The organism is Kitasatospora sp. NPDC048194, from assembly GCF_043202455.1.
Taxonomy (GTDB): domain Bacteria; phylum Actinomycetota; class Actinomycetes; order Streptomycetales; family Streptomycetaceae; genus Kitasatospora.
Map to the genome: position 1 here is coordinate 53,212 of NZ_JBIDAK010000022.1, position 25,375 is coordinate 78,586.

At 73.8% G+C, this 25,375-nt stretch carries 23 protein-coding genes and 5 pseudogenes; 16 read left to right on the forward strand and 12 right to left on the reverse strand.

Annotation, left to right across the window (positions count from 1 at the left end):
- Positions 1 to 275: 275 nt before the first annotated feature.
- From ACGF07_RS24495 to ACGF07_RS24505, 3 genes are all read left to right on the forward strand, one after another.
- Positions 276 to 1,028, forward strand: coding sequence for an Asp/Glu racemase (locus tag ACGF07_RS24495; protein WP_350746674.1), 753 nt, complete (start codon positions 276 to 278; stop codon positions 1,026 to 1,028).
- A gap of 189 nt (positions 1,029 to 1,217) precedes the next feature.
- Positions 1,218 to 2,099 carry a PaaX family transcriptional regulator C-terminal domain-containing protein gene (locus tag ACGF07_RS24500; protein WP_392902008.1) on the forward strand — a complete coding sequence of 294 codons (882 nt, stop codon included), beginning with the start codon at positions 1,218 to 1,220 and terminating at the stop codon, positions 2,097 to 2,099.
- The gene (locus ACGF07_RS24505) at positions 2,057 to 3,700 is read left to right on the forward strand and encodes an amidohydrolase (protein WP_392902010.1); all 1,644 of its coding nucleotides are present in this window, start codon (positions 2,057 to 2,059) and stop codon (positions 3,698 to 3,700) included. Before ACGF07_RS24500 ends, ACGF07_RS24505 begins: the two co-directional genes overlap by 43 nt.
- 7 nt (positions 3,701 to 3,707) lie before the next feature.
- Here ACGF07_RS24505 and ACGF07_RS24510 read toward each other — a convergent pair whose 3' ends face one another.
- The 4 genes from ACGF07_RS24510 to ACGF07_RS24525 form a co-directional block, all read right to left on the reverse strand.
- Entirely contained in the window at positions 3,708 to 4,226 is a 519-nt protein-coding gene (locus tag ACGF07_RS24510) for a universal stress protein (protein WP_392902012.1), read from the reverse strand.
- A gap of 117 nt (positions 4,227 to 4,343) precedes the next feature.
- Positions 4,344 to 4,940: a hypothetical protein gene (locus tag ACGF07_RS24515; RefSeq protein WP_392902014.1), complete on the reverse strand. Its 597-nt coding sequence runs from the start codon at positions 4,938 to 4,940 to the stop codon at positions 4,344 to 4,346.
- A gap of 23 nt (positions 4,941 to 4,963) precedes the next feature.
- Entirely contained in the window at positions 4,964 to 6,052 is a 1,089-nt protein-coding gene (locus ACGF07_RS24520; RefSeq protein WP_392902016.1) for a LuxR C-terminal-related transcriptional regulator, read from the reverse strand.
- A 29-nt stretch (positions 6,053 to 6,081) separates the two neighbouring features.
- Entirely contained in the window at positions 6,082 to 6,501 is a 420-nt protein-coding gene (locus ACGF07_RS24525) for an ester cyclase (protein WP_350746692.1), read from the reverse strand.
- A 188-nt stretch (positions 6,502 to 6,689) separates the two neighbouring features.
- On the opposite strand from ACGF07_RS24525, the gene ACGF07_RS24530 reads away from it, so the two are divergent.
- The 4 genes from ACGF07_RS24530 (at position 6,690) to ACGF07_RS24545 (ending at position 10,237) form a co-directional block, all read left to right on the forward strand.
- Positions 6,690 to 7,334, forward strand: a complete 645-nt coding sequence (locus ACGF07_RS24530; RefSeq protein WP_350746694.1) for an alpha-ketoglutarate-dependent dioxygenase AlkB — start codon at positions 6,690 to 6,692, stop codon at positions 7,332 to 7,334.
- Positions 7,335 to 7,541: 207 nt separating this feature from the next.
- Entirely contained in the window at positions 7,542 to 8,297 is a 756-nt protein-coding gene (locus tag ACGF07_RS24535) for a VOC family protein (protein ID WP_392902018.1), read from the forward strand.
- A gap of 298 nt (positions 8,298 to 8,595) precedes the next feature.
- Entirely contained in the window at positions 8,596 to 9,324 is a 729-nt protein-coding gene (locus tag ACGF07_RS24540) for an alpha/beta hydrolase (RefSeq protein WP_392902020.1), read from the forward strand.
- Between the two features lie 175 nt (positions 9,325 to 9,499).
- Entirely contained in the window at positions 9,500 to 10,237 is a 738-nt protein-coding gene (locus ACGF07_RS24545) for a dienelactone hydrolase family protein (RefSeq protein ID WP_392902022.1), read from the forward strand.
- Between the two features lie 195 nt (positions 10,238 to 10,432).
- Here the strand turns inward: ACGF07_RS24545 and ACGF07_RS24550 are convergent, their stop codons facing one another.
- The 3 genes from ACGF07_RS24550 to ACGF07_RS24560 all read right to left on the reverse strand — a co-directional run bounded on the left by ACGF07_RS24550 (position 10,433) and on the right by ACGF07_RS24560 (position 12,327).
- Positions 10,433 to 10,984, reverse strand: a complete 552-nt coding sequence (locus ACGF07_RS24550) for a universal stress protein (RefSeq protein ID WP_392902024.1) — start codon at positions 10,982 to 10,984, stop codon at positions 10,433 to 10,435.
- 171 nt (positions 10,985 to 11,155) lie between these two features.
- Positions 11,156 to 11,827 (reverse strand): TetR/AcrR family transcriptional regulator, encoded by a 672-nt coding sequence (locus ACGF07_RS24555; RefSeq protein ID WP_392902026.1) that lies wholly within the window; start codon positions 11,825 to 11,827, stop codon positions 11,156 to 11,158.
- Between the two features lie 107 nt (positions 11,828 to 11,934).
- Positions 11,935 to 12,327: a ribonuclease gene (locus tag ACGF07_RS24560; RefSeq protein ID WP_392902027.1), complete on the reverse strand. Its 393-nt coding sequence runs from the start codon at positions 12,325 to 12,327 to the stop codon at positions 11,935 to 11,937.
- Positions 12,328 to 12,617: 290 nt separating this feature from the next.
- Here ACGF07_RS24560 and ACGF07_RS24565 point away from each other — a divergent pair, with 290 nt between their 5' ends.
- Both ACGF07_RS24565 and ACGF07_RS24570 read left to right on the forward strand, forming a co-directional pair.
- Entirely contained in the window at positions 12,618 to 14,276 is a 1,659-nt protein-coding gene (locus ACGF07_RS24565; RefSeq protein ID WP_392902029.1) for a carboxyl transferase domain-containing protein, read from the forward strand.
- 511 nt (positions 14,277 to 14,787) lie between these two features.
- On the forward strand, positions 14,788 to 15,156 hold the full coding sequence (locus tag ACGF07_RS24570) for a transglycosylase SLT domain-containing protein (RefSeq protein WP_350748927.1): 369 nt from the start codon (positions 14,788 to 14,790) through the stop codon (positions 15,154 to 15,156).
- Positions 15,157 to 15,558: 402 nt separating this feature from the next.
- On the opposite strand, the gene ACGF07_RS24575 is transcribed toward ACGF07_RS24570, so the two are convergent.
- Complete coding sequence (locus ACGF07_RS24575; RefSeq protein ID WP_350748924.1) at positions 15,559 to 16,017, reverse strand: HD domain-containing protein; 459 nt, start codon at positions 16,015 to 16,017, stop codon at positions 15,559 to 15,561.
- A gap of 173 nt (positions 16,018 to 16,190) precedes the next feature.
- Between ACGF07_RS24575 and ACGF07_RS24580 the strand changes: the two genes are divergently transcribed.
- Positions 16,191 to 17,117, forward strand: a complete 927-nt coding sequence (locus tag ACGF07_RS24580) for an AEC family transporter (RefSeq protein WP_392902031.1) — start codon at positions 16,191 to 16,193, stop codon at positions 17,115 to 17,117.
- Between the two features lie 113 nt (positions 17,118 to 17,230).
- On the opposite strand, the gene ACGF07_RS24585 is transcribed toward ACGF07_RS24580, so the two are convergent.
- Positions 17,231 to 17,668 carry a MarR family winged helix-turn-helix transcriptional regulator gene (locus ACGF07_RS24585; protein WP_392902122.1) on the reverse strand — a complete coding sequence of 146 codons (438 nt, stop codon included), beginning with the start codon at positions 17,666 to 17,668 and terminating at the stop codon, positions 17,231 to 17,233.
- Positions 17,669 to 17,809: 141 nt separating this feature from the next.
- Here ACGF07_RS24585 and ACGF07_RS24590 point away from each other — a divergent pair, with 141 nt between their 5' ends.
- From ACGF07_RS24590 to ACGF07_RS24600, 3 genes and pseudogenes are all read left to right on the forward strand, one after another.
- Entirely contained in the window at positions 17,810 to 18,691 is an 882-nt protein-coding gene (locus ACGF07_RS24590) for an alpha/beta fold hydrolase (RefSeq protein WP_392902033.1), read from the forward strand.
- Between the two features lie 897 nt (positions 18,692 to 19,588).
- Positions 19,589 to 20,194: pseudogene (locus tag ACGF07_RS24595) on the forward strand (transposase); the annotation flags it as partial.
- Positions 20,195 to 20,253: 59 nt separating this feature from the next.
- A pseudogene (locus ACGF07_RS24600) lies at positions 20,254 to 20,731 on the forward strand (transposase).
- A gap of 22 nt (positions 20,732 to 20,753) precedes the next feature.
- Here the strand turns inward: ACGF07_RS24600 and ACGF07_RS24605 are convergent.
- Positions 20,754 to 21,632, reverse strand: a complete 879-nt coding sequence (locus ACGF07_RS24605) for an SDR family oxidoreductase (protein WP_392902035.1) — start codon at positions 21,630 to 21,632, stop codon at positions 20,754 to 20,756.
- A 140-nt stretch (positions 21,633 to 21,772) separates the two neighbouring features.
- Between ACGF07_RS24605 and ACGF07_RS24610 the strand changes: the two genes are divergently transcribed.
- Complete coding sequence (locus ACGF07_RS24610) at positions 21,773 to 22,177, forward strand: winged helix-turn-helix transcriptional regulator (RefSeq protein ID WP_392902037.1); 405 nt, start codon at positions 21,773 to 21,775, stop codon at positions 22,175 to 22,177.
- 177 nt (positions 22,178 to 22,354) lie between these two features.
- Positions 22,355 to 22,567 (forward strand): annotated as a pseudogene (locus tag ACGF07_RS24615) (hypothetical protein); the annotation flags it as partial.
- Positions 22,568 to 22,601: 34 nt separating this feature from the next.
- Here the strand turns inward: ACGF07_RS24615 and ACGF07_RS24620 are convergent.
- Positions 22,602 to 23,347, reverse strand: a pseudogene (locus ACGF07_RS24620) (phosphotransferase).
- Positions 23,348 to 23,980: 633 nt separating this feature from the next.
- A complete protein-coding gene (locus tag ACGF07_RS24625; RefSeq protein ID WP_350736967.1) occupies positions 23,981 to 24,244 on the reverse strand; it encodes a dsRBD fold-containing protein in 264 nt (87 codons plus the stop codon).
- A 285-nt stretch (positions 24,245 to 24,529) separates the two neighbouring features.
- Here ACGF07_RS24625 and ACGF07_RS24630 point away from each other — a divergent pair.
- Positions 24,530 to 25,369, forward strand: a pseudogene (locus ACGF07_RS24630) (DMT family transporter); the annotation flags it as partial.
- Positions 25,370 to 25,375 lie beyond the last annotated feature (6 nt).

The following is a 25,375-nucleotide window of genomic DNA, read 5'->3' on the forward strand; positions in this document are numbered from 1 at the left end:
TTTGTGGCGGGGGGGGGGGTCCCCCCCCCCCCCCCCCCCCCGGCCCCCCCCCCCCCCCCCCCGGGGGCCCCCCCCCCCGCCCCGGGGCCCCCGGGGGGGGCCCCCCCCCCCCCCCCCCCCCCCCGCCGGCCTCGCGACCCGCCACCCGCCGTTCCCGATCCGCCACCCAGCGGTCCCGCGATCCACCGTCCGCTGCCCCCGCGAACCGCCGCCCGTCCCCGCGATCCACCCGCCCGTCGCCCGGACCGGGCACGCGCCGAAGGGAGTACCCGCTGATGCCGACGTACCGGATCGGCCAGATCGTCCCGAGCTCCAACGTCACCATGGAGACCGAGGTGCCCGCCCTGCTGCGGGCCCGCGAGGCGGTCGCCCCCGAACGGTTCACCTTCCACTCCAGCCGGATGCGGATGACCAGGGTGACCCCGGAGCAACTGCGCGCCATGGACGCCGAGTCGGACCGCTGCGCCGCCGAACTCTCGGACGCCCGGGTCGACGTGATCGGCTACGCCTGCCTGGTCGCCGTGATGGCCACCGGTCCCGGCTACCACCGCGAGGCCGAACGGCGGCTGCACCGCCGCACGGTGGAGAACGGCGCTCCCGCGCCCGTGGTCACCAGCGCGGGTGCCCTGGTCGCGGGCCTTCGGACGCTCGGCGCCGAGAAGGTCGCCATGGTCACCCCCTACCTGCGGCCGCTGGCCCGGACGGTGGTCGACTACCTCGCCCAGGAGGGCATCGAGGTCCTCGACCACGTCGCGCTGGAGATCGCCGACAACCTCGACGTGGCCGCCCACGACCCGGCCAGGCTGCCCGCGATCGCGAAGGGCCTCGCCCACGCCGAGGCCGACGCCGTGGTGCTCTCCGCCTGCGTGCAGATGCCCTCGCTGGCGGCCGTGGCGGAGGCCGAGCAGCAGCTCGGCAAGCCGGTGGTCTCCGCCTCGATCTGCACCACCCACCAGCTGTTGCGCGCCCTCGGCCTGCCCGCCGTGGCCCCCGGCGCCGGGCACCTGCTCTCCGGCGCCTACGCGTAGCGCCCGTCAGGCGCCCGGCCCCGTGAAGCCGACCCGCAGCCCTCCGCAGGTTCCCGCACAGGCCGGCCGGTCCACGCGCAGACCTGCCGGTCCGCCCGAAGGCCTCCACAGGGCGGCCCACGGGTGCCCGCGCCCGCCGGGCGGCACCACCGCTATGATCACCCCCAGCCGTCGGGAGGAGGGCCCGGAATGTCGGAGAGCGCACCCCGGCCCAGCTCCCTGATCCACACCGTCTACGGCGAGTACGTCCGCCGCCTCGGCGGCTGGATATCGATCGCCGACCTGATCGCGCTGATGGCCGAGCTGGACGTCGACGCCCCGGCCGTCCGCTCGGCGATATCCCGGCTCAAGAAGGCGGGCACCCTGCTCCAGGAGCGCCGTGCGGGCACCGGCTACCGGCTCGCCCCCGCGATGGAGCCGGTGTTCGAGGAGGGCGACCGGCGGATCTTCCACAGTCTGGAGCCCGCCGAGCTCTCCGACGGCTGGGTGGTGGCGGTCTTCTCGGTGCCCGAGTCCGAACGCGCCCACCGCCACCAGCTGCGTTCCCGGCTCAGCTGGCTCGGCTTCGGCAACGCCGCCCCCGGCGTCTGGCTGGCGCCCGCCCGGTTGCTGCCGGACGCCCGCCGGCTGCTGGAGCGCCTCGGACTGAGCGCCTACGTCCACCTCTTCCTCTCCGCCGAGTACGCCGGTTTCGCTGAGCTCCGCACGGCGGTGGCGAGTTGGTGGGACCTCCCGGCGATCGAAGCGCAGTACGCCGCGTTCACCGACGCCTGGCGGCCGGTCGCCGAGCAGCTGCGCGGGCAGCACCGGACCGACCCGGTCGAGGCGTTCCGCGCCTACGTGCCGATGCTCACCGAGTGGCGCCGGCTGCCCTACCTCGACCCCGGACTGCCCGAGCCGCTGCTGCCCGCCGACTGGAACGCCGTCCCGGCCCGCGCCGTGTTCACCGAGTTGCACGGACGGCTCGCCGAACCCAGTCTGCGGTACGTCGAGAAGGTCACCGGACTGTCCGAATCCCAGGAGCCGCCATGTCCGCCGGAAAGACCGACCCCTCCCCCGCCGACCTGCTGATCCGCGCCGCCGCCGTCCACACCCTCGACCCCGGCCGCACGCCCGGCGAGCCGCCGCAGCGGGCGGTGGCCGTCACCGGCGGGCGGATCGCCGCCCTCTCCGCCGCACCCGACGGCCTCGACGCCCTGATCGGGCCCGGGACCGAGGTGGTGGACGCCCCGGACGCGACCGTGCTGCCCGCCTTCGACGACACCCACACCCACCTGATCCTGGCGGCGCACAGCGTCCGCGGCGTCCCCGTCCACCGGGCGCACGACCTCGCCGGGTTCCTCGGCCTGATCCGCGAGCGCGCCGCCCGGACCCCGGCCGGGGAGTGGATCCGCACCACCGTCAACTGGCAGGAGGTGGCGCTGGCGGAGCAGCGCCTGCCCACCACGCAGGAGTTGGACGGCGCCACCGCCGACCACCCGGTGCTGGTGCGGCGCGGTGCGTACAACATGGTGCTCAACTCGGCCGCGCTGCGACTGGCCGGGATCACCGAGGCCACCGAGGCGCCGCCGGGCGGGGTGATCGAGCGCGACGAGCGGGGCCGGTTGACCGGCCGGCTGGTCAACCGGGCGACCGAACTGGTCGAGCGGGTGCTGCCCCGCCCGACCCTGGCCGAGCGGATCGACGGCCTGCGGGCCGCCTCCGCCGACTACGCCGCCACCGGGATCGGCACCGTGCGCGACTGCCTGGTCCCGGTCGAGGACCTCGACGTGCTGGACGCGGCCCGCGCCGAGGACGCGCTCGCGGTGCGGGTGCGGGCGCTGGTCTCCGGCTTCACCGCCCGCACCCCGGAGCAGGTGGACGCCCTGCTGGACCGGATGGACGACTGGCGGGCCGGCGGCCGGGACGACCACCGACTCCGGCTGTGGGGCGTGAAGTTCGGCATCGACGGCGGTTTCGAGGCGGGCGCGCTGGAGGAGCCGTACCAGGGGCAGCCCTGCTACCACGGCCGGCTGCTCTGGGAGCCGGTGGAACTGCTCGCGGCGGTGGACCGGGTGGTCGAGCGCGGCTGGCGGGTCGGCGTGCACGCGTGGGGCGACCGCGGGCTGCGGGTGCTGCTGGACGCCTTCGAGCAGGTGCTGAAGCGCCGCCCCGGCCTGCCGCCGGGCACGCTGGTGGTGGAGCACGGCGGCCTGGCCCGGGCGGACCAGCGGGCACGGGCGATCGCGCTCGGCGTCCCGGTGACGGTGCAGCACCCGCTGCTGCACGACGGCGCGCTCGCCCAGCAGCGGGCCTGGGGCGAGGAGCGCACCGCGGCGCTGTTCCCGCTGCGCGAGTGGCTGGACGAGGGGGCGCAGCTCTCGGCCGGCTCGGACTTCCCGGTCGGCCCGTACGGGGCGATGGTGTCGGTGTGGGGCATGACCACCCGTTCCACCACGGCCGGGGTGGTCGGCCCGGAGCACGCGATCGGCCGGGCCGAGGCGGTCGCGCTGCACACCGTGAACGCCGCCCGGCTGACCGGTGAGAGCGCCGAGCGGGGCTGCCTGCGGCCGGGCATGCTCGCCGACCTCACCCTGTGGCCGCTGGATCCGCTGACCTGCCCGGCGGCCGCCCTCCGGGACCTGCGGCCGGTCCGTACGGTGATCGGCGGCCGGACCGTGCACCGGAGTTGACGCGCCGTCAGGCAGAGACGAGTTCCCGCAGGTCGATGCCGCGGTGCAGCGCGCGCAGGTCGTCGTGCAGGGTGGACGGCGGGACGGCGAGCACGCCGCAGGGGGCGTGGTCGAGGCAGTAGCGGCTGACCGAGCCCCGCAGCAGCCGGCGCAGTCGTCCGCGCACCGAGCCGTGGCGGCCGGTGCTGATCACCAGCAGGTCGCCCGGACGGTCGGCCAGTTCGGTGAGCACCCGGCCGGGCTCGCCGCGCATGACGAGCGGTCGCACCGGAACGCCGACCGGCAGTCCACCGAAGGCCTGCTCCAGCGCGCACTCCAACCGGGCCTCGGCGGCGTCGCGCCAGGCGCGCAGCAGCGGCGGGCAGGGCCGGGCGCGGTAGCTGCGCTCGCCGCCGACCGGAGTCCAGGCGAGCACCGGGACCAGCACGGCCCGCCGGGCCCGGGCCTCCTCGGCCGCGCGGTGCAGCGCGGTGAGGCTGTGCAGCGAGCCGCTGACTCCGACGATGACGCGCGCGACGTCCGACATGATCCTTCGCTTTCCGATACCTGGACTGTTCAGTGTCTGCGATTATGCTGCCATAGTCCCGCTTCGCCCTGCAAATCAAAGGCATTCACTGAATATCGCCTTGCATCATTCGGACGATCACCCGCCCTGGGCTGCCCTCGGCCGGACCTCCTGCACCAGGCCCCAGGTGAAGTCCGCCGTCCACGCGCCCACCCGCCCGTCCGCATCCGGTGCCTCGAAGTCCAGCTGGAACCTGGTCGGCGCGCTCCCCTCGCGCGGCACGGCCCCGGGGAAGGCGGCGCCCACGTCCCCCACCACACAGCTCCACGGCGCCAGGTCGGCCACCGTCCGCAGCACGGGCACCGGGGCGTCGGCCGCCCGGACCAACCACTCGTTCAGCACCGGCGCACCGATCTCCGCCGGACCGAGCAGGACCTCGAACCGCAGCTCCGGCCAGAGCGGCAGCGCCCACTGCCGCGCCACGCACGCCAGGTCCCCGATCCGCCGTGGCAGGCTCGCCTCCGCCGGGCCCAGCACGGCGCCGTACCGGCCGGCTCCGCGCGGGAACCGGGGCGCGCGGACCATCGCCTGCCATCGCTTGTTGGCCTCCCGCATCGAGGCGCGGGTCGCACCGAGCCGCCGGAGCGCGTCCTCGACCAGGCCGGGCTGGTAGTCGGCCATCCGCCGCAGCAGAACGAGCTGGAACTCGGTGGCCCCGAAACCGTTGATCGCCATACCGGCAGGCTAAGGGCCCGTCCTCAGACTCCCGCCGGGCGGCGGCCGCCGCCCGCCAGTGCCAGCGCGACCAGCTCCCGGCGGCTGCGCACGCCGAGCCGGTCGAAGACCGCCGTGAGGTGCTCCTGCACGGTGTTGGGCGAGATGCAGAGCTCGGCCGAGATCTCACGGGTCGAGCGACCCCGCAGCACCAGCGTGGCGACCCGGGTCTGCGCCGGGCTCAGCCCGTAGGAACCGAGCAGCAGCGAGTACCGCTGCTGCGGCGGTGTGGGCTCGACGATCACCGCGGTCTGCGGCCGGGGCGGCCCGGTGAGGCGGCTGGCCTGCACCGTCCACCACGCGCCGAAGCGGTCCCGCACCCGCACCGTCGGGGGCGGAACCCGTTCGGCCGGCTCGCGGTCGAGCCTCGCCAGCCACGCGGCCACCGCACTGACGGCCACCGGCAGCCGGGCGCCGGCGGGGAAGTCGGCGGGCTCCAGCCTGGCCAGCCAGTCCCGGGCCTCCGCGCTGGCGGACAGCAGCGCGCCATCGGCGTCGAGCAGCAGCACCCCGGGGGCGGCGGTCCGGGCGGGAGTCGAGCCGGCCAGCCCGAGGGCGACCGCGCGCCGCAACCCCTCGGCCAGGTGCGGGGCGACGGTCCGCAGCACCGCGAGGTCCGCGTCGTCGAAGCCGTTGTCCGCCCGCTCACGGTGCAGGCAGAGGAACCCCCAGCAGCTGCCGCCGGCGCGCAGCGCCACCCGGAGCTCGTCGCCGAGCCCGAGCGGCGCCATGATCTCCCGGAACCGGGGGCTGGCGGCGAGGTCGCCCCGGGTCGCCCGGCCGAGGCTGGCCACCGGATCGGCGGAGCGCGCCAGCTCGGCGAACTTGTTGACGTCCGCCGCACCGAACTCGTTGTCGAGGAAGCGGGCGGCCTCCCCGACCAGCGGTTCGTCCGCCGCGCTCCAGGTGAACAGCAGTGAGTCGGGATCGGCGGCCGCGAAGAACACGGCGTCGGCGGGGACCAGCCGCAGCAGGCGCGGCAACACGTCCTGCCGCAGCCGGGCCGGGTCCGACCCGGCGTAGCACCGGTCGACCAGGTCGGCCGTCCGGCGTTCCACCAGCGATGCCGCCACGGGATCGACGCTACTCGCCGGGGCCCCGGTCACACCAGGGCCAGCCCGAGCTGGCGCAGCAGCCCCAGTTCGTCGAGGCGCCCCCAGCGTTCGACGATCCGCCCGTCGCGGAGCCGGAAGATGTTGATCCCCGGCAGGGTGAGCGTTCGACCGGTGGGCGGCGCGCCGAGCAGCTCGCCGCGGTGGGTGCCGCTCGCGGTGAAGTGCTCGACCACCAGGTCGCCCTCCCCGACGACCAGGTGCTGGTCGCTGTGCCAGTCCGGACAGGCGGACCGGAACATCGCCCCGGCCCTGCGCATCCCCTCCCGGTCGGCGGCGCCGCCGAGCGGCGGGTCGTGGTTGACGAAGTCCTCGGCGAGGTACTCGTCGACCGCCTCGAGGTCACCCTTGGTGAAGAGCGCGTCGATGAACGCGGTGACCGTGCTCTTGTTCTGTTCCTTGGTGTCCATACCGCCAGTCTTCGACCGGCCCGACCCGCCGGGTACCCCAGAATCCTGGGGTTCTCCGAAGCCTCGCGCCCCCAAGTCCGGGGCCCCCTCAGGGCTGGGGTCTCCCGAAGCCCCGGGGCTTCGAGGCCGGGCGGCCCCCACAACCGGCGGTTCGAGCATCCGTTCGATTCGAGGCGTACGCTGACCCCATGCGCAGCACCGTCCACCACCTCCAGCCCTCCCTGTTCGACGACGTCGACACCGGCGGCATCCGACTCGGCCCGCTCGACGGCCTGCGGCGGCTGGTGCTCGGGAACGGCGCCTGGCTGGACGTGCTGCCCGGCTGGCTGCACGGCGCGGACGAACTGTTCGAACAGCTGGCCGCGACCGTGCCCTGGCGGGCCGAGCGGCGCGAGATGTACGAGCGCACGGTCGACGTTCCCCGGCTGCTCGCGTACTACACCGCCGACGCCGAGCCGCCGCACCCCGTGCTCGGCGAGGCCCGGGCGGCGCTGAGCCGGCACTACGCGCAGGAGCTGGGCGAGCCGTTCCGCACCCTCGGGCTCTGCTACTACCGGGACGGCCGGGACAGCGTGGCCTGGCACGGCGACCGGATCGGCCGCAGCGCCCGCGAGGACACCATGGTGGCGATCCTGTCCGTGGGCGAGCCGCGCGTCCTCGCGCTGCGACCGCGGTCCGGCGGCGGAGCGGTCGTCCGCCGACCGCTCGGTCACGGGGACCTCGTGGTGATGGGCGGCTCGTGCCAGCGCACCTGGGAGCACGCGATCCCGAAGACGGCCCGGCCGGTGGGCCCGCGGATCAGCATCCAGTTCCGTCCGCGCGGGGTCGGCTGAGCCCCGGTTTGCCTCCTCCCCGCCGGGCGCGGAGGCTGGCGGGGAGGGTCGCCGCGCAGACCGCCGCCTCCCGCCGCACGGGACCGACGGCACCGGAACGTCGGCGGCCGCCAGGACGACGGCACGGGAACGACCGGCACCGGAACCACGCAACGCAACGACGGCGCCGGATCCACAGCACCGGAACCACGGGCCCGGGAGGGCGGCATGCCGAAGGCGGGCAGGTACCACGAGGGCGTCCCGTGCTGGGTCGTGCTCACCAGGCCGGACGTCACCCGGGCGCAGCACTTCTACGGCGCGCTGTTCGACTGGGACTTCGTACCGACCAGCCCGGGCGAGGTGGTCGCCACCCGCCACGGCGCGCAGGTCGCGGCGATCGTCCCCGCCTCCGCCGCCGAGCCCGCCGCCTGGATCACCCACCTCGCCTGCGGAGACCTGAACCGCAGCGTCGTGCTGGTCCGTGCCCACGGCGGCCGGATCACGCGGGAGCCGTACCAGGTGCCCGACCAGGGCCGCGCCGCCCTCGCCGTCGACCCGCTCGGCGCGCCCTTCGGCCTCTGGCAGGGCGACCCCGTCGAGGGCTCCGGGCTGGTGAACGAGCCGGGCACGCTCACCTGGAACGAGCACCTCTCCCCCGATCCGGACGCCGCCCGTCTCTTCTACCGGCGGGTCTTCGGCTACGGCTACGACCGCCCGCGGGCCGGACACACCCTCGCCCGGGCCGCGGGCCTGCCCGCCTGCGGCATCGGCCCGGTGGACGGGCAACGGTCCGCCTCCTGGCGCACCCACTTCGCCACCGCCGACACCGACCGCGCCGCCGACCGGGTCCGAGCCCTCGGCGGCAGTGTGCTCTCCGGCCCCGAGGCCACGCCCTTCGGCCGGTCCGCGCTGGTCCGGGACGACGCCGACGCGGAGTTCGTCCTGGTCGCCGCACCGGCCGGCGGAGCCGGGGACGCCGCCTGAGCCCGCGTGGCTCGCCCCGCTCTCCTGTCCTCCCCTCCACGGGCCGCCGGGCTCGGTCCTTCGCGCCCTGACACACCGGGGGTTCCGGCCGGAGAACGCGAACGGGGCCCGGCACCTGGAAAGGCACCGGACCCCGTCCGACGATGGAGCGCCAGGCCCGGGTCGCACGGACTCTTCCTACTGAAAGTAGGACGTGCTCTGGTAGCACCACTGACGCCTGACGAGAGATCATCTCCCTCGCGACAGGAAGTACAGTACCAGCTGCATGATCAGGCACCGAATCGGAGGCGAACCCCGCATGACGAGCGCTCAACCCGAGGTCGTTCCGTACGCGGACGGGCGCCTGCTGGACGTCCACCGCCCCGCCGCCGGCGCCGGAGCGGCCGCCCCGGTCGTGCTGCTCTGGCACGGCTCCGGCCCCGACGAGCGCGACGTGATGGCGACCCTCGCCCGCGAGGCCGCCGGACTCGGCCTGCTGGTGCTCGTCCCGGACTGGCGCTCCGACCGCGCGGACGGCGGCCGCGCCGAACTGCTCGCCTCGCTCGCCTTCGCCCGCCGCAACGCCGTGGCGTACGGAGGGGACCCGGAGCGTTTCGTCCTGGCCGGCTGGTCGCTCGGCGGCCGGGAGGCGATCGCCGTGGCCACCCACCCCGACACCCCGGGAGAACTGCGGCCCACCGCCGCCGTCGGCATCGCCTCCGCGTACGGCCGCCCGACCACCACCACCGGCGACAGCCCGCTCGACGTGCTCCGTGCGGCTCCGTCCCCGGTACCGATCCGGCTGGTGCTCGGCACCGCGGACGAGATCGTGCCCGCCGAGCTCACCCGCCAACTCCACACCCTCGTGCCGGCGGCCGAGTTGCTCGAACTCCCCACCGACCACGCCGGTGTGATCATGACGGTCTACGACCCCCGGGCCCAGCGCTGCGTGCCGGCCACGGAGCCCGACAGGTTGGAGACCGGCCGCCGGACCGCCGCCGTCCTCGCCCGGGCCGCCGGACTGCCGTGGCCGGCGGCTGCCGCCTGAGAGCTTCCGGGGCGGCGGCACGACTACCGGCGGTGTGACTCAAGTGCACGTCGGCGGGGCACCGGAACGAGGTCGAAGCCCCGGACCCCGCCCCCCGCATTCCCGACGGACGCGCTGATCTGCCCGCAGCAGAGCGTCAACCCGACCGGGCTCGACGCTCACTACAGTCCGTCCCATGAGGACGATCACGACGCGCACGGTCGAGTACCCGGCGGACGGCCTGACGATGGTCGGGCACCTCGCCCTCCCGGCGGGTACCGACCGCCGGCCCGCGGTGCTGATCGGACCGGAGGGCATGGGGCTCAGCGACGTCGAGCGCCGCCGGGCCGACGCGCTCGCCGAGCTGGGATACGTGGCGCTGGCCTTCGACCTCCACGGCGGGCGCTATCTGGGCGACCCCGAGGAGATGCTGGCCCGGTGCATGCCGCTGCTCGCCGATCCCGACCGGATGCGGGGCATCGGCCATGCTGCGCTCGACGTGCTGCGCGACGAATCGCGGACCGACCCCGACCGGATCGCCGCCGTGGGCTACGGCACCGGAGGCGCCGTCGGGCTGGAACTCGGGCGCGACGGTGTCGAGCTGCGCGCGATCGGGACGGTCAACGCCCTGACCACGGGCCGGCCGGGCGAGGCGGCGAACATCCGCTGCCCGGTGTGGGCCGGGGTCGGGTCGGAGGACCCGATCATGCCGCCCGCGCAACGGACCGCGTTCGCCGCCGAGATGCAGGCCGCAGGGGTCGACTGGCGCCTCACGGTCTACGGCGGCGCCCTGCACGCCTTCCACCACCCGCCGGTCGACCACCCCACGGTCCCCGGCGTCGGCTACCACCCGCAGCACGCACGGCGGGCCTGGCGGGACGTCGTCGACCTGCTTGCCGAGTGCGCGCCCGTGGCGGAGGCTCCCGGGGAATGACACCGGGGCATGGCACTGGCACGGGCAGACAGCCTTGCGCCCGGCATGGTCCGCGTCGGGCACCTGGCAGGCCTTTGCTTCCGAGTCACGGCGTGCGGCGGGGCACTGATCGCCTGTGGCTCTTCTCAGGCCAGGCGGGTTGTGCCTCAGTCCTTGTGCCTCAGGCCTCACGCCTCACGCCCCAAGCCTCACGCCTCACGCCTTGTGCCTCAGGCGCGACGCCTCGACGCCCGACATCAACTCCCGCAGCCCGTGCCCGCGTTCCAGCGCTTCGAGGTCGCGCTGGAGCTGCGGGCGCGGCACGGTCAGCACCGGGCAGGAGGCGTGCCGCACGCAGTAGGCGGCGACCGACGGCGCGAACAGCCTGGACAGCCGGCCCCGCTCGCGGCCGGCGCCGAGCACCAGGACGTCCCCCGGCCGGTCCGCGCAGTGCACCAGGGTGTGGCCGGTCTCCCCGCGGACGGCCTGGCCGCGCAGCCGGACGCCGACGGGACCACCCGCGAAGGCCTGGTCGAGCGCCTGCCGCAGTCGCGCCACGGCGGCGTCGCGGCCCGCGTCGAGCGCCGGCGGGCAGACCGAGCGGCGGAATCCGTACTCGTCCCCGGGCGGGATCCAGCACAGCACCGCCAGTACCTCGACATCCCTGCGCCGGGCCTCGGCGACCGCGTGGTGGAGGGCGGCGAGGCTGCCGAGCGAGCCGCTGACGCCGACCACGATCCGACCCTCGTCCGCATCCGTCCCCGCCATGCCCGCTCAACCCGCCTCTCGTCCGTGCCGATCGGTACCGCACCGTCGCGTCGCCCTACCCGTTTCGCTCCACCCAAGCGGCCCGGCACCCTGCGCGGCTGCGCTGTTGACACCGCCCTGACGCCGCGCCGGCCGTTCCGTACGCCACCCTGATACCCCGCTCGCCGGGTATCAGGCCTCGGGCGCCTCCGCCTCCCAGAGGTCGGCGAACATCCGGTCCAGGTGCTCCTCGCCGATCGGCGGGACGGGCAGCGGGTGGGTGGCCTGCGCGCGGAAGCCGTCCAGCAGCAGGGCGAGGTAGCGGCGCCAGAGGTCGGGGCGCAGTTCGGTGGCGGCCGGCAGGGCGCGGCAGAGCGGGCCGAGCAGGAAGAGCAGGTCCATGGTGACGACGTCGGGCCGCATGGTGCCCTGCTGCTGGGCGCGGGCGATGAGGGCGCCGACGGTGACGGCGTGCCCTCGGCTGATCTCCATCATGCCGGGGATCGCCGGGATGGCCTGGGTGACCAGGTCGTTGATGCCCCGGTCGGCGGCGACGAGTTCGAAGATCCGCGCGAAGTAGTGCTCCAGGGCGGTCCAGGCGTCCTCGGCGGCCAGGGCTTCCTGCCCTGCCGCGGCCAGGGCGGCGCCCGCGTCCGCGAAGACCTCGGCGATCAGCGCCTCGCGGGTCGGGAAGTGCCGGTAGAGGGTGGCGTTGCCGACGCCGGCCTCCTTGGCGATCTGGTCCAGGGGCACGTCGAGGCCGTGCCGGGAGAACATCTCGCGGGCGGCGGCGAGCAGTTGGTCGCGGTTGCGCTGCGCGTCGCGCCGGAGCCGTCCCGGGGGGTTCGCGCTGCTCGGTGCCATGCCCCGACCCTAGCAACCGTGCGGCCGAGCGGTGTTCCGGGCCGGGCCCGTCGCGACCCCGGCCCCGGCGGGGAGTTCCACCGGGGCCGGGGTCGCGACGGGGGCCGTCAGCAGGTCTGGTCGATCAGGGAGAAGGTGGCGTAGTGGTCGCCGGTGTAGTAGTCCTCCTGGTCCTGCTGGCCGGTGATGATCCGGCGGGTGCCGCGGGTCGGGGCGCCGGGGGTGATGACGGTGTACTCGTGGTAGTACCCGTAGGACTCGCGGGGAAGGACGCCCTCTCTGTTCTGGAAGACCACCCCGTCCTGGGAATAGGGGAACGGCCCGTCGCTGGCGATCAGGTCGAGGGTGTCGGTGGCCTCGGGCGGGAGGACCGAGAGGCAGACCGTGCCGCTCACCTCGGCGTGCGCGTCGGTGGCGACGGCGACCGGGGCGAGGGTCAGCAGGGCGACGGCGGTGACGGCGGCAGCGCGGGTCTTCCACGCGCGTAGAGTGCGGGTCATGTCCATCAGTCTGGCGAGCCACGGTCAATCGCGACAGCCCCTGATCCAAGCTTTTACCAGCGGGTAACTCTCTTGCCTCATAAGCGACTTCGACTGTACGCCCGGCCCCGGGGGCACTCGCCCGAGGCCGTCCACGAACCGTCCGCTCCCCCCTTGCGTCGACCGCCGTCGAACTGCCGATCACGCCGCTGTCGGCCTGCTCACACCTTCACAGCCCTCCCACATCGCGCCACCCGCGCCGCATAGAGTGACGCACCGTGCCGGCCGGAACGATCACTGACGGGGTGGACATGAGCACGGGAGCGCGCACTTCGCCGACGGCGCACCAGCTGATCGGGCTCCTGGTCGACCAGGGGAGCTTCCGCAGCTGGGACGAACCGGTGCCCGGACCACCCGCCGACCCCGACTACCGCGCCTCGCTCGACCGGGCCCGCGGGCGCACCGGCGTGGACGAGGCCGTGCTCACCGGCCTCGGCCTGATCGACGGACGGCCGGTCGCCCTGATCGCCTCCGAGTTCGGCTTCCTCGGCGGCTCGATCGGGGTCGCGACCGCCGAACGCGTCACCCGGGCCGTCGAGCGCGCCACCCTGGAGCGCCTGCCGCTGCTCGCCCTGCCGGTCTCCGGCGGCACCAGGATGCAGGAGGGCTCCGCGGCCTTCCTCTGCATGCTCCGCATCACCGCCGCCGTCCAGGCCCACCGCGCCGCGGGCCTCCCCTACCTCACGTACCTGCGCAACCCCACCATGGGCGGCGTCTTCGCCTCCTGGGGCACGCTCGGACAGCTGGTCTTCGCCGAGCCCGGCGCCCGACTCGGCTTCCTGGGCCCGCGGGTGTACGAGGAGCTGCGCGGCGTGGAACTGCCGGCGGACGTCCAGCTGGCCGAGACCCTGGCCGGCCACGGACTGGTGGACGCCGTGGTTCCGCCGCAGGAGCTGCGCGAGCTGCTCCGCCGTACGCTCGCCGTCCTCGGCACGGCCCCTCCCGCCTCCCCTGGGGACACCCCTCCCCAGGAGGAGACCCCTCCCCACGGGGACACCCCTTCTTACGGGCACACCCGCGCCCGCTCTCATGGGGACACTCGAGGGAACGCTCCTCATGGGGGCACCCGCGGGAACGCCGACGACGCCGACGTCCCGGGCCCGGCGGCCGACGTCCAGGGCCCGGCCGGCGGGCCCGACGAGGAACCCGATGCCTGGGACTCCGTGCGCCGCACCCGCCGCCCCGACCGCCCCGGAACCCGCGAGCTGCTGCGCCGCACCGCCGGGGAACTGGTCCTGCTGGACGCGCCCGGCGGCCGTGGCGGTGCGCTGGTCCGGGCCCTCGCCGTGCTCGGCGGCCATCCCGTCCTGGTCGTCGGCCAGCAGCGGCAGGACACCGAGCACGAGCGCCCCTTCACCGCCGCCGACCTGCGGGCCGTCCGCCGGACCGCCCGGCTCGCCGAACAGCTGGGGCTGCCTCTCCTCACCGTCGTGGACACCGCCGGGGCCGAGCTCTCCGCCCAGGCCGAACGGGACGGGATCGCGGTGGAGATCGCCCACTGCCTGACCACCCTGCTGGCGCTTCGCACCCCCGTGCTGGCCGTCCTGCTCGGCCAGGGTTCCGGCGGCGGCGCACTGGCCCTGCTCCCGGCCGACCGGGTGCTCGCCGCCGGACACGCCTGGCTGGCACCGCTGCCGCCCGAGGGCGCCTCGGCCATCGTCCACCGCGACGGCGACCACGCGGCCGAGCTCGCCCGGGCCCAGGGCATCGGCGCGCGCCGGCTGGCGGAGGTCGGCCTGGTGGACGAGGTCGTCCCGGAGCTGCCGGACGCCGCCGAGGAACCCGAGGCCTTCTGCGAGCGCATGGGAACCGCCATCGCCGCGGCGCTCGACGCCCTGGCGATCACCGGCGAAGCGGAACGGCTCGCCTCCCGGGCGACGCGGCACCGGCGGCTCGGCGACGTTCGGTGACGGTTGGTGAGCGAACGCCTCCGATTCGCGACGGATTCCTGTGGCGCCGGGCACAGATCGTCTGTACGCAAAGTGCCACAACCGCACCGTCCGGTGACAGGAGGGCCTGCCGAACGGTGAGTGCGCTCACAGGCGAAAACAGCCTACGACGCGCGGTAGTGGAAAGGCGCCGCGCGTGCGCCGACCGCCCAAGAGGCCGCCCGCCGGGGGGCGTTTCCGCAGCTCAGAGGTGGTTTTCCGGCCGCAGGCGACCGACTCTTTCGATTCCACGGAATGCCGCCGGCTACGACGGCGCATCGTAACGAGGGGGTCTTGGCGGGGGCCGATCCGGTCTGGCAACAATTGCTCTCGTCGCCAGCCACACCGGCTCCTGTCCCGCCGGTGAACGGCTTACCGCCGAGTCGCGCCCCGCAACCGCAACGGCCCCTGTCCGGCCCGTGGTCCTGGGTGGGGCGCGACCCGGCCCAACCTGATTGAGGTCTTGCTCTTCATGCCCGCTTTCAAGCTCCGTATGCGTACTTCCGCCGCGATTCTTGCCGGTGCCGCCGGTCTGACCGCCCTGGGCGCCGGTGTGCTGCCCGCCACCGCGAACGCCGCCACCCCGCAGACCATCGCCGCGCAGATCGTCCCGGCGAACCAGCTGGCCTCGTTCAGCCAGATCATCTCGCACGAGTCCGGCTGGAACGTGACCGCCACCAACCCGAGCTCGGGCGCCTACGGCCTGGGCCAGGCGCTGCCGGGCTCCAAGATGGCCTCCGCCGGCGCCGACTGGAAGACCAACCCGAAGACCCAGATCAAGTGGGCGCTGGACTACATGAACTCCCGCTACGGCAGCCCGAACGCTGCCTGGAGCTTCTGGCAGACCCACCACTGGTACTAAGCCGACCGACCACCGGCTTACCGGCTTCCACCCGTCTCCTGACCATCTCCCCCTCACCCCGGGGGTCGGACAGGGACCGCTGGGGTGACCCGAGAGGGCCCGGGCCCGCGCGACCAGCGCGGCCCCGGGCCCTCTCGTGGCTCCCCGGCCGCCGACCGCTCCCCGCCGGGGCGCGGTCGGCTCACGCGTTCCCGGTGCACAGCGCCCCGCTCCGGGGCTGCCTCGGTCACAGCTCCCTCGACGGCTCAGCTCACGGTTCCCGCTTCGCGGCTCGCCCGCTCACGGCTGCCCGGCCCACAACCCCCGGCCCGCAGCTCCTCAGCCCGCGCCCCGCGCCGGCCTACAGCTCCCCCGGCTCACAGCTCCCCCGGCTCACAGCTCCCCGGCTCACAGCTCCCCGGCTCACAGCTCCCCGGTGATGCCCAGCAGCTCGCGCATCCGCGCGTACTTGGCGGCCAGTCGCTCGGCGGTCGCCCGGTCCAGCGCGGCCAGCCGGGCCGGGTCCGAGTTGTGCGCCAGGTCGGCCCGCTTGACCAACAGCGCGCCGGGGGTGTCCAGGATGCGCGCGGTGTACGCCTCCACCGACTCGTCCGGGCGGCGGGTGAGCGCGTCCACGATCGCCTTCGTCGCCTCCGGCAGCGCCGCCTGCGCCAGCCACTCCCGGCTCAACCGCTCGTCCTCGACGGTGTCGTGCAACCAGCCGGCCGCGATCTGCTCCTCGCTCCCGCCGCGGGCGGCCGTCCCGGCGGCGACCGCCGCGACGTGCTCGCTGTACGGGCGCCCGTTCTTGTCCACCTGCCCGTGGTGGGCGCGACGCGCGACGGCTTCCACCTCGGACAGGGTCAGGTACCGGTGCTCCATCAGCTCATCGTAGGCCCGTGCAGCTCATCGGAGGCCCGTGATCGCCGGGCGGACGCCTGCTGGTTTACTGCCCCGGGGCTTCACGGCGCCCAGGGTCACCACCCGGGGCGCTGACGCCCTGGCGGGCGACCCCCGCCGAACCCGGCAGACCCGTCCGAGCGATCCGAGGAACCATGCCATCCCTGCACCCGTTGCTCGCCGGCTTCGCTCCCATCTGGGTCCTCACCGGGATCGGCTACCTCGTCGGCCGCAGCGGACTGCTCGGGCCCCAGGCCGAGGTCGTGCTGAATCGATTCGTCTTCCACGTCGCGATGCCGGCCGCACTCTTCCTGATGATCGCCCGCACCCCGCTGGACCGTTTCGCCAACCCCTCGATGCTCGCCTTCGCGGCCGGCACCGCCGTGGCCACCGGCCTCGGACTGGTCGCGGGCCACCTGCTCTTCCGGCGCAAGCCCGGCGAACTCGCCATCGGCGCGATGGCCTCCGGATACGTCAACTCCGCCAACCTCGGCATACCCGTGGCCGTGCAGGTGCTCGGCGACGCCTCCTTCGTGGCGCCGGTGGTGCTGTTCCAGATCCTGCTGGTCACCCCGGCCGTCCTCGCCGTCCTGGACAGCGGCGCAGCCGGGCGCCGCGCGCTGCTCACCCTGCCGCTGCGCAACCCGATCCTGCTCGCCACCGCCCTCGGCGCCGTCGCCTCGGCGACCGGACTGCACCTGCCCGCCGAACTCAACCACTCCTGCGAACTGCTCGGCGGCGCCGGCGTCCCGACCGCCCTGATCGCCCTCGGCATGTCGCTGCACAACCGCCCACCCGCGAACGGCCGTTCACACCGCGCCGAGGTCGGGCTGACCGTCGCGGTCAAGACCCTGGTCCAGCCCCTCGCCGCCCTCGCGGTCGCGGGCCCGCTGCTGCACCTGCCGTCGCACCAACTGCTCACCGTGGTGCTCTTCTCCGCACTGCCGACGGCCCAGAACGTCTACACCTACGCGCGCGAGTACGGTCGGGGTGCCGACCTCGCCCGGAACGCGGTGCTCTGGTCGACCCTGGCCTCGATGGCAACCCTCTCCGTGATCAGCTGGGCCCTCGGATCCGCCTGACCCTCCTCCCACCCGCCGCCCCCCGGAGGCGTCACTCCGACTCGCACGGCATCGCCCGAGTCCCGGCGGCGTCACCGCTCTGCTCGCGTAACAGCGCCCCCTCCCCGGCGGCGTCACCGCTCTGCCCGGGCGGCTGCCACCACGGCCGTCATCGCCTCCAGGAAGCGGCGGGCCGTCGCCAGATCCGCCGGGTCGAACCGGCCCACCGCCGCGACCAGGTCCGCGATCAGCCCACCGAAGAAGCCCTGCCCCAGCTCCATCGCGCGCTCCTCCACCACCAACCGGACCTTCCGCCGGTCCCCCGGGTCGCGCTCGCGACGGATCAGCCCGAGCCGCTCCAGCCGGTCCACCAGGCCCGTGGTCCCGGCCGAGTTGAGCCCCAGCGCCTCCCCGAGCCGCCCGGGGGTGACCACCTCCCCGGCCCGGGCGGCGTCCAGCAGGTGGATCAACGCCCGCAGATCGGTCGGATGCAGGCCGTTGCGGGCCGCGAACTCGGCCCCGAACAGATCCAGTTCGACCGTCAGACCGCGCAGCAGGTGCACCAGCCGCATCGGCTCCTCAACCTCGGACACCCTCTCGTCCTTCCCCAGGCACTGGCATGCAGTATTCTCTCGCTCAGCGAGATACTTGTTCAACGAGCGACCACGGCGTGGTTCCCGGTCGCCGATCACACCACACCGCGGAGGCCCGCCATGTCCGCCCGCACCGCCCGCACCGCCACCGCTGCCTTCCTCGCCGCCTACGACGCGCTGCTCGACCACTGGCCCGCCCCGGTGGAGCCGCTCACCGTCCGCACCGCCCACGGCACCACCCGGATCAACGCCTGCGGTCCCGCCGACGGCCGCCCCCTCGTCCTCCTCCACGGCGGCGGCGAAACCTCCGCCATGTGGTTCGCCAACGCCGGCGCCTGGGCCGAGGCCGGCCACCGCGTTCTCGCCCTCGACCTCATCGGCGACCCGGGCCGCAGCGTCCACGACGGCACGCCGCTGGGCGACGTCCCCGGCCTGCTCGGCTGGCTGGACGCCGTACTCGACCGGCTCGGCGTCGCCGAAGCCGACTTCTGCGCCCACTCCTACGGCGCGTGGATCGCCCTCGAGTACGCCCTGCACGCGCCCGCCCGCGTCAGTCGCCTCGCCCTCCTCGACCCCACCCAGTGCTTCACCGGCCTGCGCCCCGGCTACCTGCTACGGGCGCTCCCCCTCTTCCTCCCCCGCCGCACCGCGGCCCGCGCCCGCGCCTACCTGGACTGGGAGTCCGGCGGCGGCCACGGGCTCGACCCCGCCTGGCGCGAGCTGTACGCCCTCGGCTACGCCGACTTCCCCGCCTCACCCGTCGTCACCGGCCCCCGCCCCACCGACGCCCGTCTGCGCACCCTCACCACTCCGCTGCTCGCCCTCTACGCCGTCGACTCCCGCACCCACGACTCCCGCCGCGCCGCCGAAGCCACCCGCCGCGCCGTACCCCACGCCGGCACCGCCGTGCTCCCCGGCACCTCCCACCACACACTTCCCACCGCCGCCGCCCCCGAGGTCAACCACCAGGTCCTGACCTTCCTCCGCCGCAGCCACCCCTGACCCCCGGCCCCTAAGACGGCCCGGCGATCTTCACCCAGCCCTCCCGCAGCGCCCGCCCAACCGCGTGGGAAGTCTGCTCAACCGACTTCCCACGCCGACCCACCCGGCGGCGAGCGGCCTCCGCAGCTTCCGCAGCCGGTCGCACCACCGACACGGCACACCGGGACGGCCAGCCCTGGGCCGCCTGTGTCGACCCGCAGCGTCGTTCCCACGGCTGATCAGGCGCCGGCCTCCCCGTGCGGTGTGGGAAGCAGCGGTCGTCGCAGCTGTGAAGGAAGCCGGAGAGCCCTTCGGCTCGCCCCTGGTCGCTCCTGCAGGGCTGCTGGTAGGCCCACGTCGGCCCGGCGATCCCCGCCCAGCCCCCGGCGCCCGCCCAACCGCGTGGGAAGTCGGCCCAACCGACTTCCCACGCCCCTCGCGCCACCCCCGACCCCCCGGCTCGACCGCCGCCCGGGCCGCGTGGCGATCGGCCTCCGCAGCTTCCGCAGCCGGTCGCAACACCGTCACGGCGCAGCGGGGCGGCCAGCCCTGGGCCGTCTGTGTCGACCCGCAGCGTCGTTCACACGGCTGATCGGGGGCCGACCTCCGAATGCGTGTGGGAAGCAGCGGTCGTCGTGGGGGTGGAGAAGCGGGGAACCCTTCGGCTCGCCCCTGGTCGCTGCTGTAGAGCTGTTGGTAGGCCCACTCACACCTGCCTCGCACCCCACAGGGCCGCCCGTCGCCTTCGCCCGGAGGGACGGGTCCAGGCCGTGCGGCACCGCGCGCACGGCGACACCTTCGCGGTGGACAGCACCAGCGCGAAGGCGGCCGAGCTCGAGACATGCTCCACGCCTGAATGGAGCCGACAGAACGGCGCAACGCCCGAGTCCGTTCACCTGTCAGCCCGTTGAGTAGGCCATGGGGAAGAGGCCGCCGTGGCAGGTCTGGACGACTTGTGGGCCGGATCGAGCTGCTGCTGCCGGTGCGGGAGCAGCAGCTTCGCAAGCTCGGCCGCCCGCAGGAGATCCCGTTCGTGCTGCACGCCGGAATCCACTGGGAGTGGCTGCCCCAGAGCTCGGCTTCGGTTCGGGCATGACATGTTGGCGCCACCTGCGGGACTGGCACGAGGCCGGGGTGTAGGACCCGCTGCACCGCGTGCTGGTGACCGACTGCACCGTGCCGGCGAGCTGCACTGGCCGCGGGCGGTGATCGACGGCCCGCACCGCTAGGCCCGTCGCAGCCGCCCAAAGGGACCGAGACCGGTCGGCCGAGGCAGTTGTTCGCTGACTGACCGGCGCCACGACTTCGACAAGTACCGTCGACTTCTGTGGAAGCGAGGCATCAAGCCCGTCATCGCTCGCCGGGGTGTGCCGCACGGCTCCGGTCTCGGAGCCGTGCGGTGGGTCGTGGAGCGGACCAACGCCTGGCTCCACGGCTCCGACGCTGCGGATCCGCTGGGAAATCCGCGACGACATCGACGAGGCCTTCCTCGAAGCGGCCTGCTGCGTCATCGCCTGTCGACGCGTCCGCTCCCGCCGCAGGCCGAGACCTGGTCACAGCGGGGCCGGTCCCCGGCCGTACGGGTGCGGGGCCGGTCCCGCAGACGGGTCTTCATCGCCGCGCTGACCTGCTACGAACCCGGCCGCCGGTCCCGGGTGATCTACCGGCCGCGCCGGGACGACGGTCAACGCGACGGTCGCAGGAGCTTCTCCTGGCGCGACTACGCAATCTGCTGACCGCCGCCCATCAGCAGCTCGGCGCCCGATCGTGCTGGTCCGGGACAATCTCAACGTCCACAAGGCCGCCGGCCTGCGGCAGCGGGCAGCAGCCCGGGAGTGGCTCACCGTCTACTACCTGCCGCCCTACGCGCCCGGCCTCAACCCCGTCGAAGGGATCCGGTCGCTGCTGCGGCGCGGCTGGCTCTCCAACGTCGCCTTCAGCACACCACCCACCCGAACACCTTCTCCAGCGCATCCGGCGCGGTCTACGGCACATCCAGTACCGCAGTGAACTCATGGACGGGTGCCCCACCGACACGGCCTGACGATCAGACCCACCTGAGCAGCCCGCCCGCATCACGAGTTCACCCGCGGTCATGCAAGACGGCCGCGAGCGCCTCGGCCAGGGTCACGGGCGGACGGCCGATCAGGCGGCGCAAGTCGCCGGAGTCGGTGTACATCTCGCCGCGGGCCATACCGCGGTCAGCGTCAGCGAGGACCTCCGCCAGCTCGGCGGGTAGGCCGGCGGAGGCCAGTACCTGGGCGAAGTCGGCCACCGGGAGGTCAGCGTAGGTAACCTGCTTCCCGGCCGCAGCGGAGATCGCGGCGGCGAGCTCGGTCAGGGTGAAGGATTCGTCGCCGCCGAGCTCGTACACGGCGCCGGTGTGGCCTTCGCCGGTGAGGACGACCGCTGCGGCCTCGGCGTAGTCGGCGCGGGAGGCGGCGCTGATCCGCCCCTCGCCTGCGGCGCCGACGACCGCACCGTTCTGCAGGATCTGCGGCAGTTGGCCGGTGTAGTTCTCCAGGTACCAACCGTTGCGCAGCAGCACGCTCGGGATCCCGCGGTCCCGCAGGTACGCCTCGGTCTCGCCGTGCGTGGCGCCGATGACGGTGGTGGCCGTGTCCGCGTGCGTCGTGCTCGTGTACGCCACCAGCGACACGCCTGCGGACGCCGCGGCGTCGATCACGCGGCGGTGGTTGGCGACCCGCTCGTCCACGGGGACCGAGGCCGAGATCAGCAGCAGCCTTTCCGCCCCCGCGAATGCCTCGGCCAGGCCGTCGGTGTCCGCGAAGTCGGCGCGGCGCACCGTGATGCCCCGGTCGGCCAAATCCTTGATCCCAGTGATGTCCCGGCCGGTCGCGACGATGTCCGCGGCCGGGATCCCACGCCGCAGCAGTGCCTCGACGGTGAGCCTGCCCAGCTGGCCGGTGGCTCCGGTGACGACGATCGACATGATGGTCATTCCTTCCCCGCGTGCCTCGCACGCCTGCCGCGGTCCGTCCGCCGCGGGATGGAACACAGAATGACCTGGACACTTTCTGTTGGGGAGTAGCCACTTCCTGGTACGGTACTTACCGCAGCGAAAGCATCGAGGTGAGCCGTATGACTGCTGTCGAGAATGTGACCGGGCCCATGCCGTCATTCGATCCGTACGAGCGCGGCTGCCCGTCGCGGGACCTGCTCGATCAGATCGGCAGCAAGTGGGCGGTCCTCGTGCTCGGCGAACTCGGCCGGAACGGGGCCTCCCGGTTCAGCCAGCTCCGGCACGCGCTGGCGGGCGTGAGCGAGAAGATGCTCACCCAGACGCTGCGCACCCTCGAACGCGACGGACTGGTCAGCCGGACCATCTATCCAGAGGTGCCGCCGCACGTGGAGTATGAGCTGACCGCGCTGGGCCAGACGCTACGGGAACCACTGAAGGCGCTCACCGAGTGGTCCGTGCTCCACATTGAAGAAGTCATCGCCGCCCGCGAAGAGTACGACGACCGCACTGAGCGAACCAGGTGATCAGCGGCGGCCAGCGGTCTGGTCACAGACGGCCGCCTCGCCGAAACCGGCCCGGCAATCAGACCCACCTGATCCACCCGGCGACATCACGAGTTCAACCTCAGCAGCTCCTCCAACGACTCCTGACAAAATGAGGTTTCTGAACCGCCTGGAGTGACGGAGCATCAGTGCTCGTTGATGCTGGCCGAAGAGGGGTGCGAGCCAGTCGAGTCCAGGAAGACCGCTGCCAGGCCGTGGGAAATCGACGACGAGTTACGGGCGCGCATCGAGCCGCTGTTGCCTGTCCTCCCGCGCAATCCGCGGCGTCCAGGTCGTAAGCGTCTGGATAGTCCCAAGGTGCTGTGCGGGATCCTGTTCGTGCTGTACACCGGGATCCACTTTGAGTATCTCAGAACGCACACGTGGTCAGTCCGGCCCCAAAGCCTCACATCCGGGACCTCAGCACGTCGACCTCACAGCCCGGCGCGAAGGGGTCGAAGCCGTGCTCGACCAGCCAGCGAACCCCCAGCAGGCTTCGCAATGACCACCAGGCGTGGATCACGTCGCGGTCGACAGCGGTGCCATAACCGGCGATGACGTCGTCGAGGTGCTCCTCGTGTCCGAGCGTCAAGGTGGCGAGGTCGAACAGGGCATCACCCCGGCCCGCCTCGGACCAGTCGATGATGCCCGTGACCTCGTCGCCGTCGACGAAGACGTGATCGACCTGCAGGTCGCCGTGCGTGAACGCTGGAATCCACGGACGGAGCGCGGCCTCGGCGACCTGGCGGTTGCGGGTGACCAGGTCGGCGGGCAGGACGCCGTTCGTCACCAGCAAGTCGCACTCGCCGTCGAGTTCCGCCATCAACTCGTCGGGATTCCGGCGGCGCCGACCGGCCCAGGACGGCAACGGTGCTTCGTGCAGCCTCCGGATGGCGGCGCCCGCCGCGGCCCACGCCGCCGGCGACGCGGTTGACGGCTCACCGAGACGGCCGAGCGCTGTCCCAGGGAGTGCGGCGATCGCGAGGACGGGCGCCTTGCGCCACAGGATCTCCGGGGTCGGGACCGGCGCAGGGACATGGCCTCGACCTCGACGTCGATGCGCGTCTGATCGGTGTCCACCTTCAGGAACACGTCGCCGACGCGCAGAGTCGCACGCTCGGAATGGGCGACGACGACTTCGACCTCATCCATGGGCGACCAGCATCCCGGGGAAGTTCGTCGACGTCGCCGGGTTTATCGCATGCGATCACGCGGCTGCCCGCGTCCCGCTACCCGGCGACCTCGTGCACGACACCGTCCTCCGACCAGGTCAAGCCCACCACTTTTGTCAGGAGTCCTTGAGGGTCCTCCCGCAAGGCCCCGGCCGCGTTCCAGCGTGCGCGCATGATCACGGTGTCGACCGAGGCGACCCGGTCCCGGTCGCCCTACGTATCAGCGCGATGAAGGCGCGCTCCCGGGTGCCGTCGATCGCCCAGTTCCGCAGCCGGGTGTTCCGCCATGACCTCTGAGGTGCCTTCTACGAGTGACGCACCTACCTGCGCGTCCATCACGCGCTGGTGCTCTGGCGCACGGCCACGACACCACCCGGACCGCCCATCCTCGTGGACGGGCTAACCCCAGCAGCTTCATCACAGCGTCCACCGACCTCGCCGGAACGACACCGGGCCGCTACCGAGCCGGTCACCGGGCGGAGGCCCGCGCGGGCTCAACTCCCGGCGGTGGTGGGGCGGTCGAGCCCTCGGGCTGCGGGGGCGCCGCTGTGCCGGAGGGAGTGGCCGGTCCGGCCGTCCCGGGGGGCAGGAGGGGCCGCCGAGGGCAGGGGGTTCAGTAGATCAGGTAGCCCGGGCGGTGTCCCTCGTCCTCGATCTCCCCGGTGGCCTGGGCCCGCAGCTTGCGGGACAGCTCCTCCAGGGCGCGGGATGCCGCGACCTCCTCGCCGATCCTGGCGAGCGGGCGGTCGTCCGCGCTCTTCACGGCCTCGCCGTGCGCGCTCAGGCCGGGCGCCCTCGCGCCGACCAGCCTGGCGTTGCACGCCGTGTGCACACCGTCCTCATCGAAGCTCAGCTCCACGTCCCACTGGTTGTGCATGCCACACCTCCTGGCGCAGGCCCCCGTCGCGCCTGATCGGGCCGGCACGGGCGGTGGCCCGTGGTGGCCGCTCACACCAGCGTGCGCCTGCCCGACAGGAAGCGGCAAGCCCGAGCGGGTGGCGCCGGCGGGGGCCTGCCGGCGGACCGGGATCGCCGGTGCGGCCGCGTCCGGTCGGCCCGGCCGCCGCCCCGGCGGTACGCTGACGGAAGCACGCCGCGACCGCCGACCCCACCCCGGACCCGCCGGCGCGGCGCGGGGCAGCGACGATCTGGTGGTCCCTCCGTGGCGGTCTTCCTCCTCGCCCTCGGCGCAGCCTGCTTTCTGGGACTGGGCTTCGTCCTCCAGCAGCACGCGGCGCAGCGGGCTCCTCGTGCCGACCTCCTGCACTGGCGGCTGCTGCTGGACCTGCTGCGGATGCCGGAGTGGCTGCTCGGCACCGGTTTCATGGTCAGCGGGCTGCTGCTCTCCGCTCTCGCGCTCAACCAGGGCCAGGTGTCCTTGGTCGAGCCGTTGTTGGCGACCAATCTGCTCTTCGCGATGGCGCTCGCCCGGGTGCTGACCCGTCAGACGCTGGGGCGTTCCGGCTGGGGCGGGGTGCTCCTGCTGGGCCTCGGGGTGACGGCGTTCATCGTGGCCGGGCAGCCGACCGGGGGCGGGGAGCCCGCCGGGGAGCTGCGGCACTGGCTGGTGGTCGGCACGGTGGTCGGGTTGACCCTGCTGCTGGTCTCGTTCGCCCGCCGACTGCCGCTGTTGGAGGAGGCCACACTGCTGGCGCTCGCCGCTGGTCTGCTGTACGGGCTGCAGGACGCGCTCACCCGCACCACCACCCAGCGATTGGACCACGACGGGCTGGCCGCCGTGCTGCGCACCTGGCAGCCGTACGCGGTGGTGGTGGCGGGCGTGGTCGGGCTGCTGCTGGTGCAGAGCGCCTTCGAGGCCGCGCCGCTGCGGATGTCCCTGCCCGCGTTGACCGCCGCCCAGCCGCTGTCCGGGATCGCCTGCGCGGTCGGCTTCCTCGGCGACCGGCTGCGGGTCACCCCGGCGGCGCTGGCCTGGGAGGTGATCGGGCTGTTGGCCATCGTGATCGGGGTGATCGTGATCGGTCGGCATCCGGCGATGCCCGGCACC

What these genes read in the sequence shown, in the direction of transcription:
- ACGF07_RS24495 (WP_350746674.1), top strand. Translation starts at nt 276, where the DNA reads ATGCCGACGTACCGGATCGGCCAGATCGTCCCGAGCTCCAACGTCACC.
- ACGF07_RS24500 (WP_392902008.1), top strand. Translation starts at nt 1,218, where the DNA reads ATGTCGGAGAGCGCACCCCGGCCCAGCTCCCTGATCCACACCGTCTAC.
- ACGF07_RS24505 (WP_392902010.1), top strand. Translation starts at nt 2,057, where the DNA reads ATGTCCGCCGGAAAGACCGACCCCTCCCCCGCCGACCTGCTGATCCGC.
- ACGF07_RS24510 (WP_392902012.1), bottom strand. Translation starts at nt 4,226, where the DNA reads ATGTCGGACGTCGCGCGCGTCATCGTCGGAGTCAGCGGCTCGCTGCAC.
- ACGF07_RS24515 (WP_392902014.1), bottom strand. Translation starts at nt 4,940, where the DNA reads ATGGCGATCAACGGTTTCGGGGCCACCGAGTTCCAGCTCGTTCTGCTG.
- ACGF07_RS24525 (WP_350746692.1), bottom strand. Translation starts at nt 6,501, where the DNA reads ATGGACACCAAGGAACAGAACAAGAGCACGGTCACCGCGTTCATCGAC.
- ACGF07_RS24530 (WP_350746694.1), top strand. Translation starts at nt 6,690, where the DNA reads ATGCGCAGCACCGTCCACCACCTCCAGCCCTCCCTGTTCGACGACGTC.
- ACGF07_RS24535 (WP_392902018.1), top strand. Translation starts at nt 7,542, where the DNA reads ATGCCGAAGGCGGGCAGGTACCACGAGGGCGTCCCGTGCTGGGTCGTG.
- ACGF07_RS24540 (WP_392902020.1), top strand. Translation starts at nt 8,596, where the DNA reads ATGACGAGCGCTCAACCCGAGGTCGTTCCGTACGCGGACGGGCGCCTG.
- ACGF07_RS24545 (WP_392902022.1), top strand. Translation starts at nt 9,500, where the DNA reads ATGAGGACGATCACGACGCGCACGGTCGAGTACCCGGCGGACGGCCTG.
- ACGF07_RS24550 (WP_392902024.1), bottom strand. Translation starts at nt 10,984, where the DNA reads ATGGCGGGGACGGATGCGGACGAGGGTCGGATCGTGGTCGGCGTCAGC.
- ACGF07_RS24555 (WP_392902026.1), bottom strand. Translation starts at nt 11,827, where the DNA reads ATGGCACCGAGCAGCGCGAACCCCCCGGGACGGCTCCGGCGCGACGCG.
- ACGF07_RS24560 (WP_392902027.1), bottom strand. Translation starts at nt 12,327, where the DNA reads ATGACCCGCACTCTACGCGCGTGGAAGACCCGCGCTGCCGCCGTCACC.
- ACGF07_RS24565 (WP_392902029.1), top strand. Translation starts at nt 12,618, where the DNA reads ATGAGCACGGGAGCGCGCACTTCGCCGACGGCGCACCAGCTGATCGGG.
- ACGF07_RS24570 (WP_350748927.1), top strand. Translation starts at nt 14,788, where the DNA reads ATGCGTACTTCCGCCGCGATTCTTGCCGGTGCCGCCGGTCTGACCGCC.
- ACGF07_RS24575 (WP_350748924.1), bottom strand. Translation starts at nt 16,017, where the DNA reads ATGGAGCACCGGTACCTGACCCTGTCCGAGGTGGAAGCCGTCGCGCGT.
- ACGF07_RS24580 (WP_392902031.1), top strand. Translation starts at nt 16,191, where the DNA reads ATGCCATCCCTGCACCCGTTGCTCGCCGGCTTCGCTCCCATCTGGGTC.
- ACGF07_RS24585 (WP_392902122.1), bottom strand. Translation starts at nt 17,668, where the DNA reads ATGCGGCTGGTGCACCTGCTGCGCGGTCTGACGGTCGAACTGGATCTG.
- ACGF07_RS24590 (WP_392902033.1), top strand. Translation starts at nt 17,810, where the DNA reads ATGTCCGCCCGCACCGCCCGCACCGCCACCGCTGCCTTCCTCGCCGCC.
- ACGF07_RS24605 (WP_392902035.1), bottom strand. Translation starts at nt 21,632, where the DNA reads ATGACCATCATGTCGATCGTCGTCACCGGAGCCACCGGCCAGCTGGGC.
- ACGF07_RS24610 (WP_392902037.1), top strand. Translation starts at nt 21,773, where the DNA reads ATGACTGCTGTCGAGAATGTGACCGGGCCCATGCCGTCATTCGATCCG.
- ACGF07_RS24625 (WP_350736967.1), bottom strand. Translation starts at nt 24,244, where the DNA reads ATGCACAACCAGTGGGACGTGGAGCTGAGCTTCGATGAGGACGGTGTG.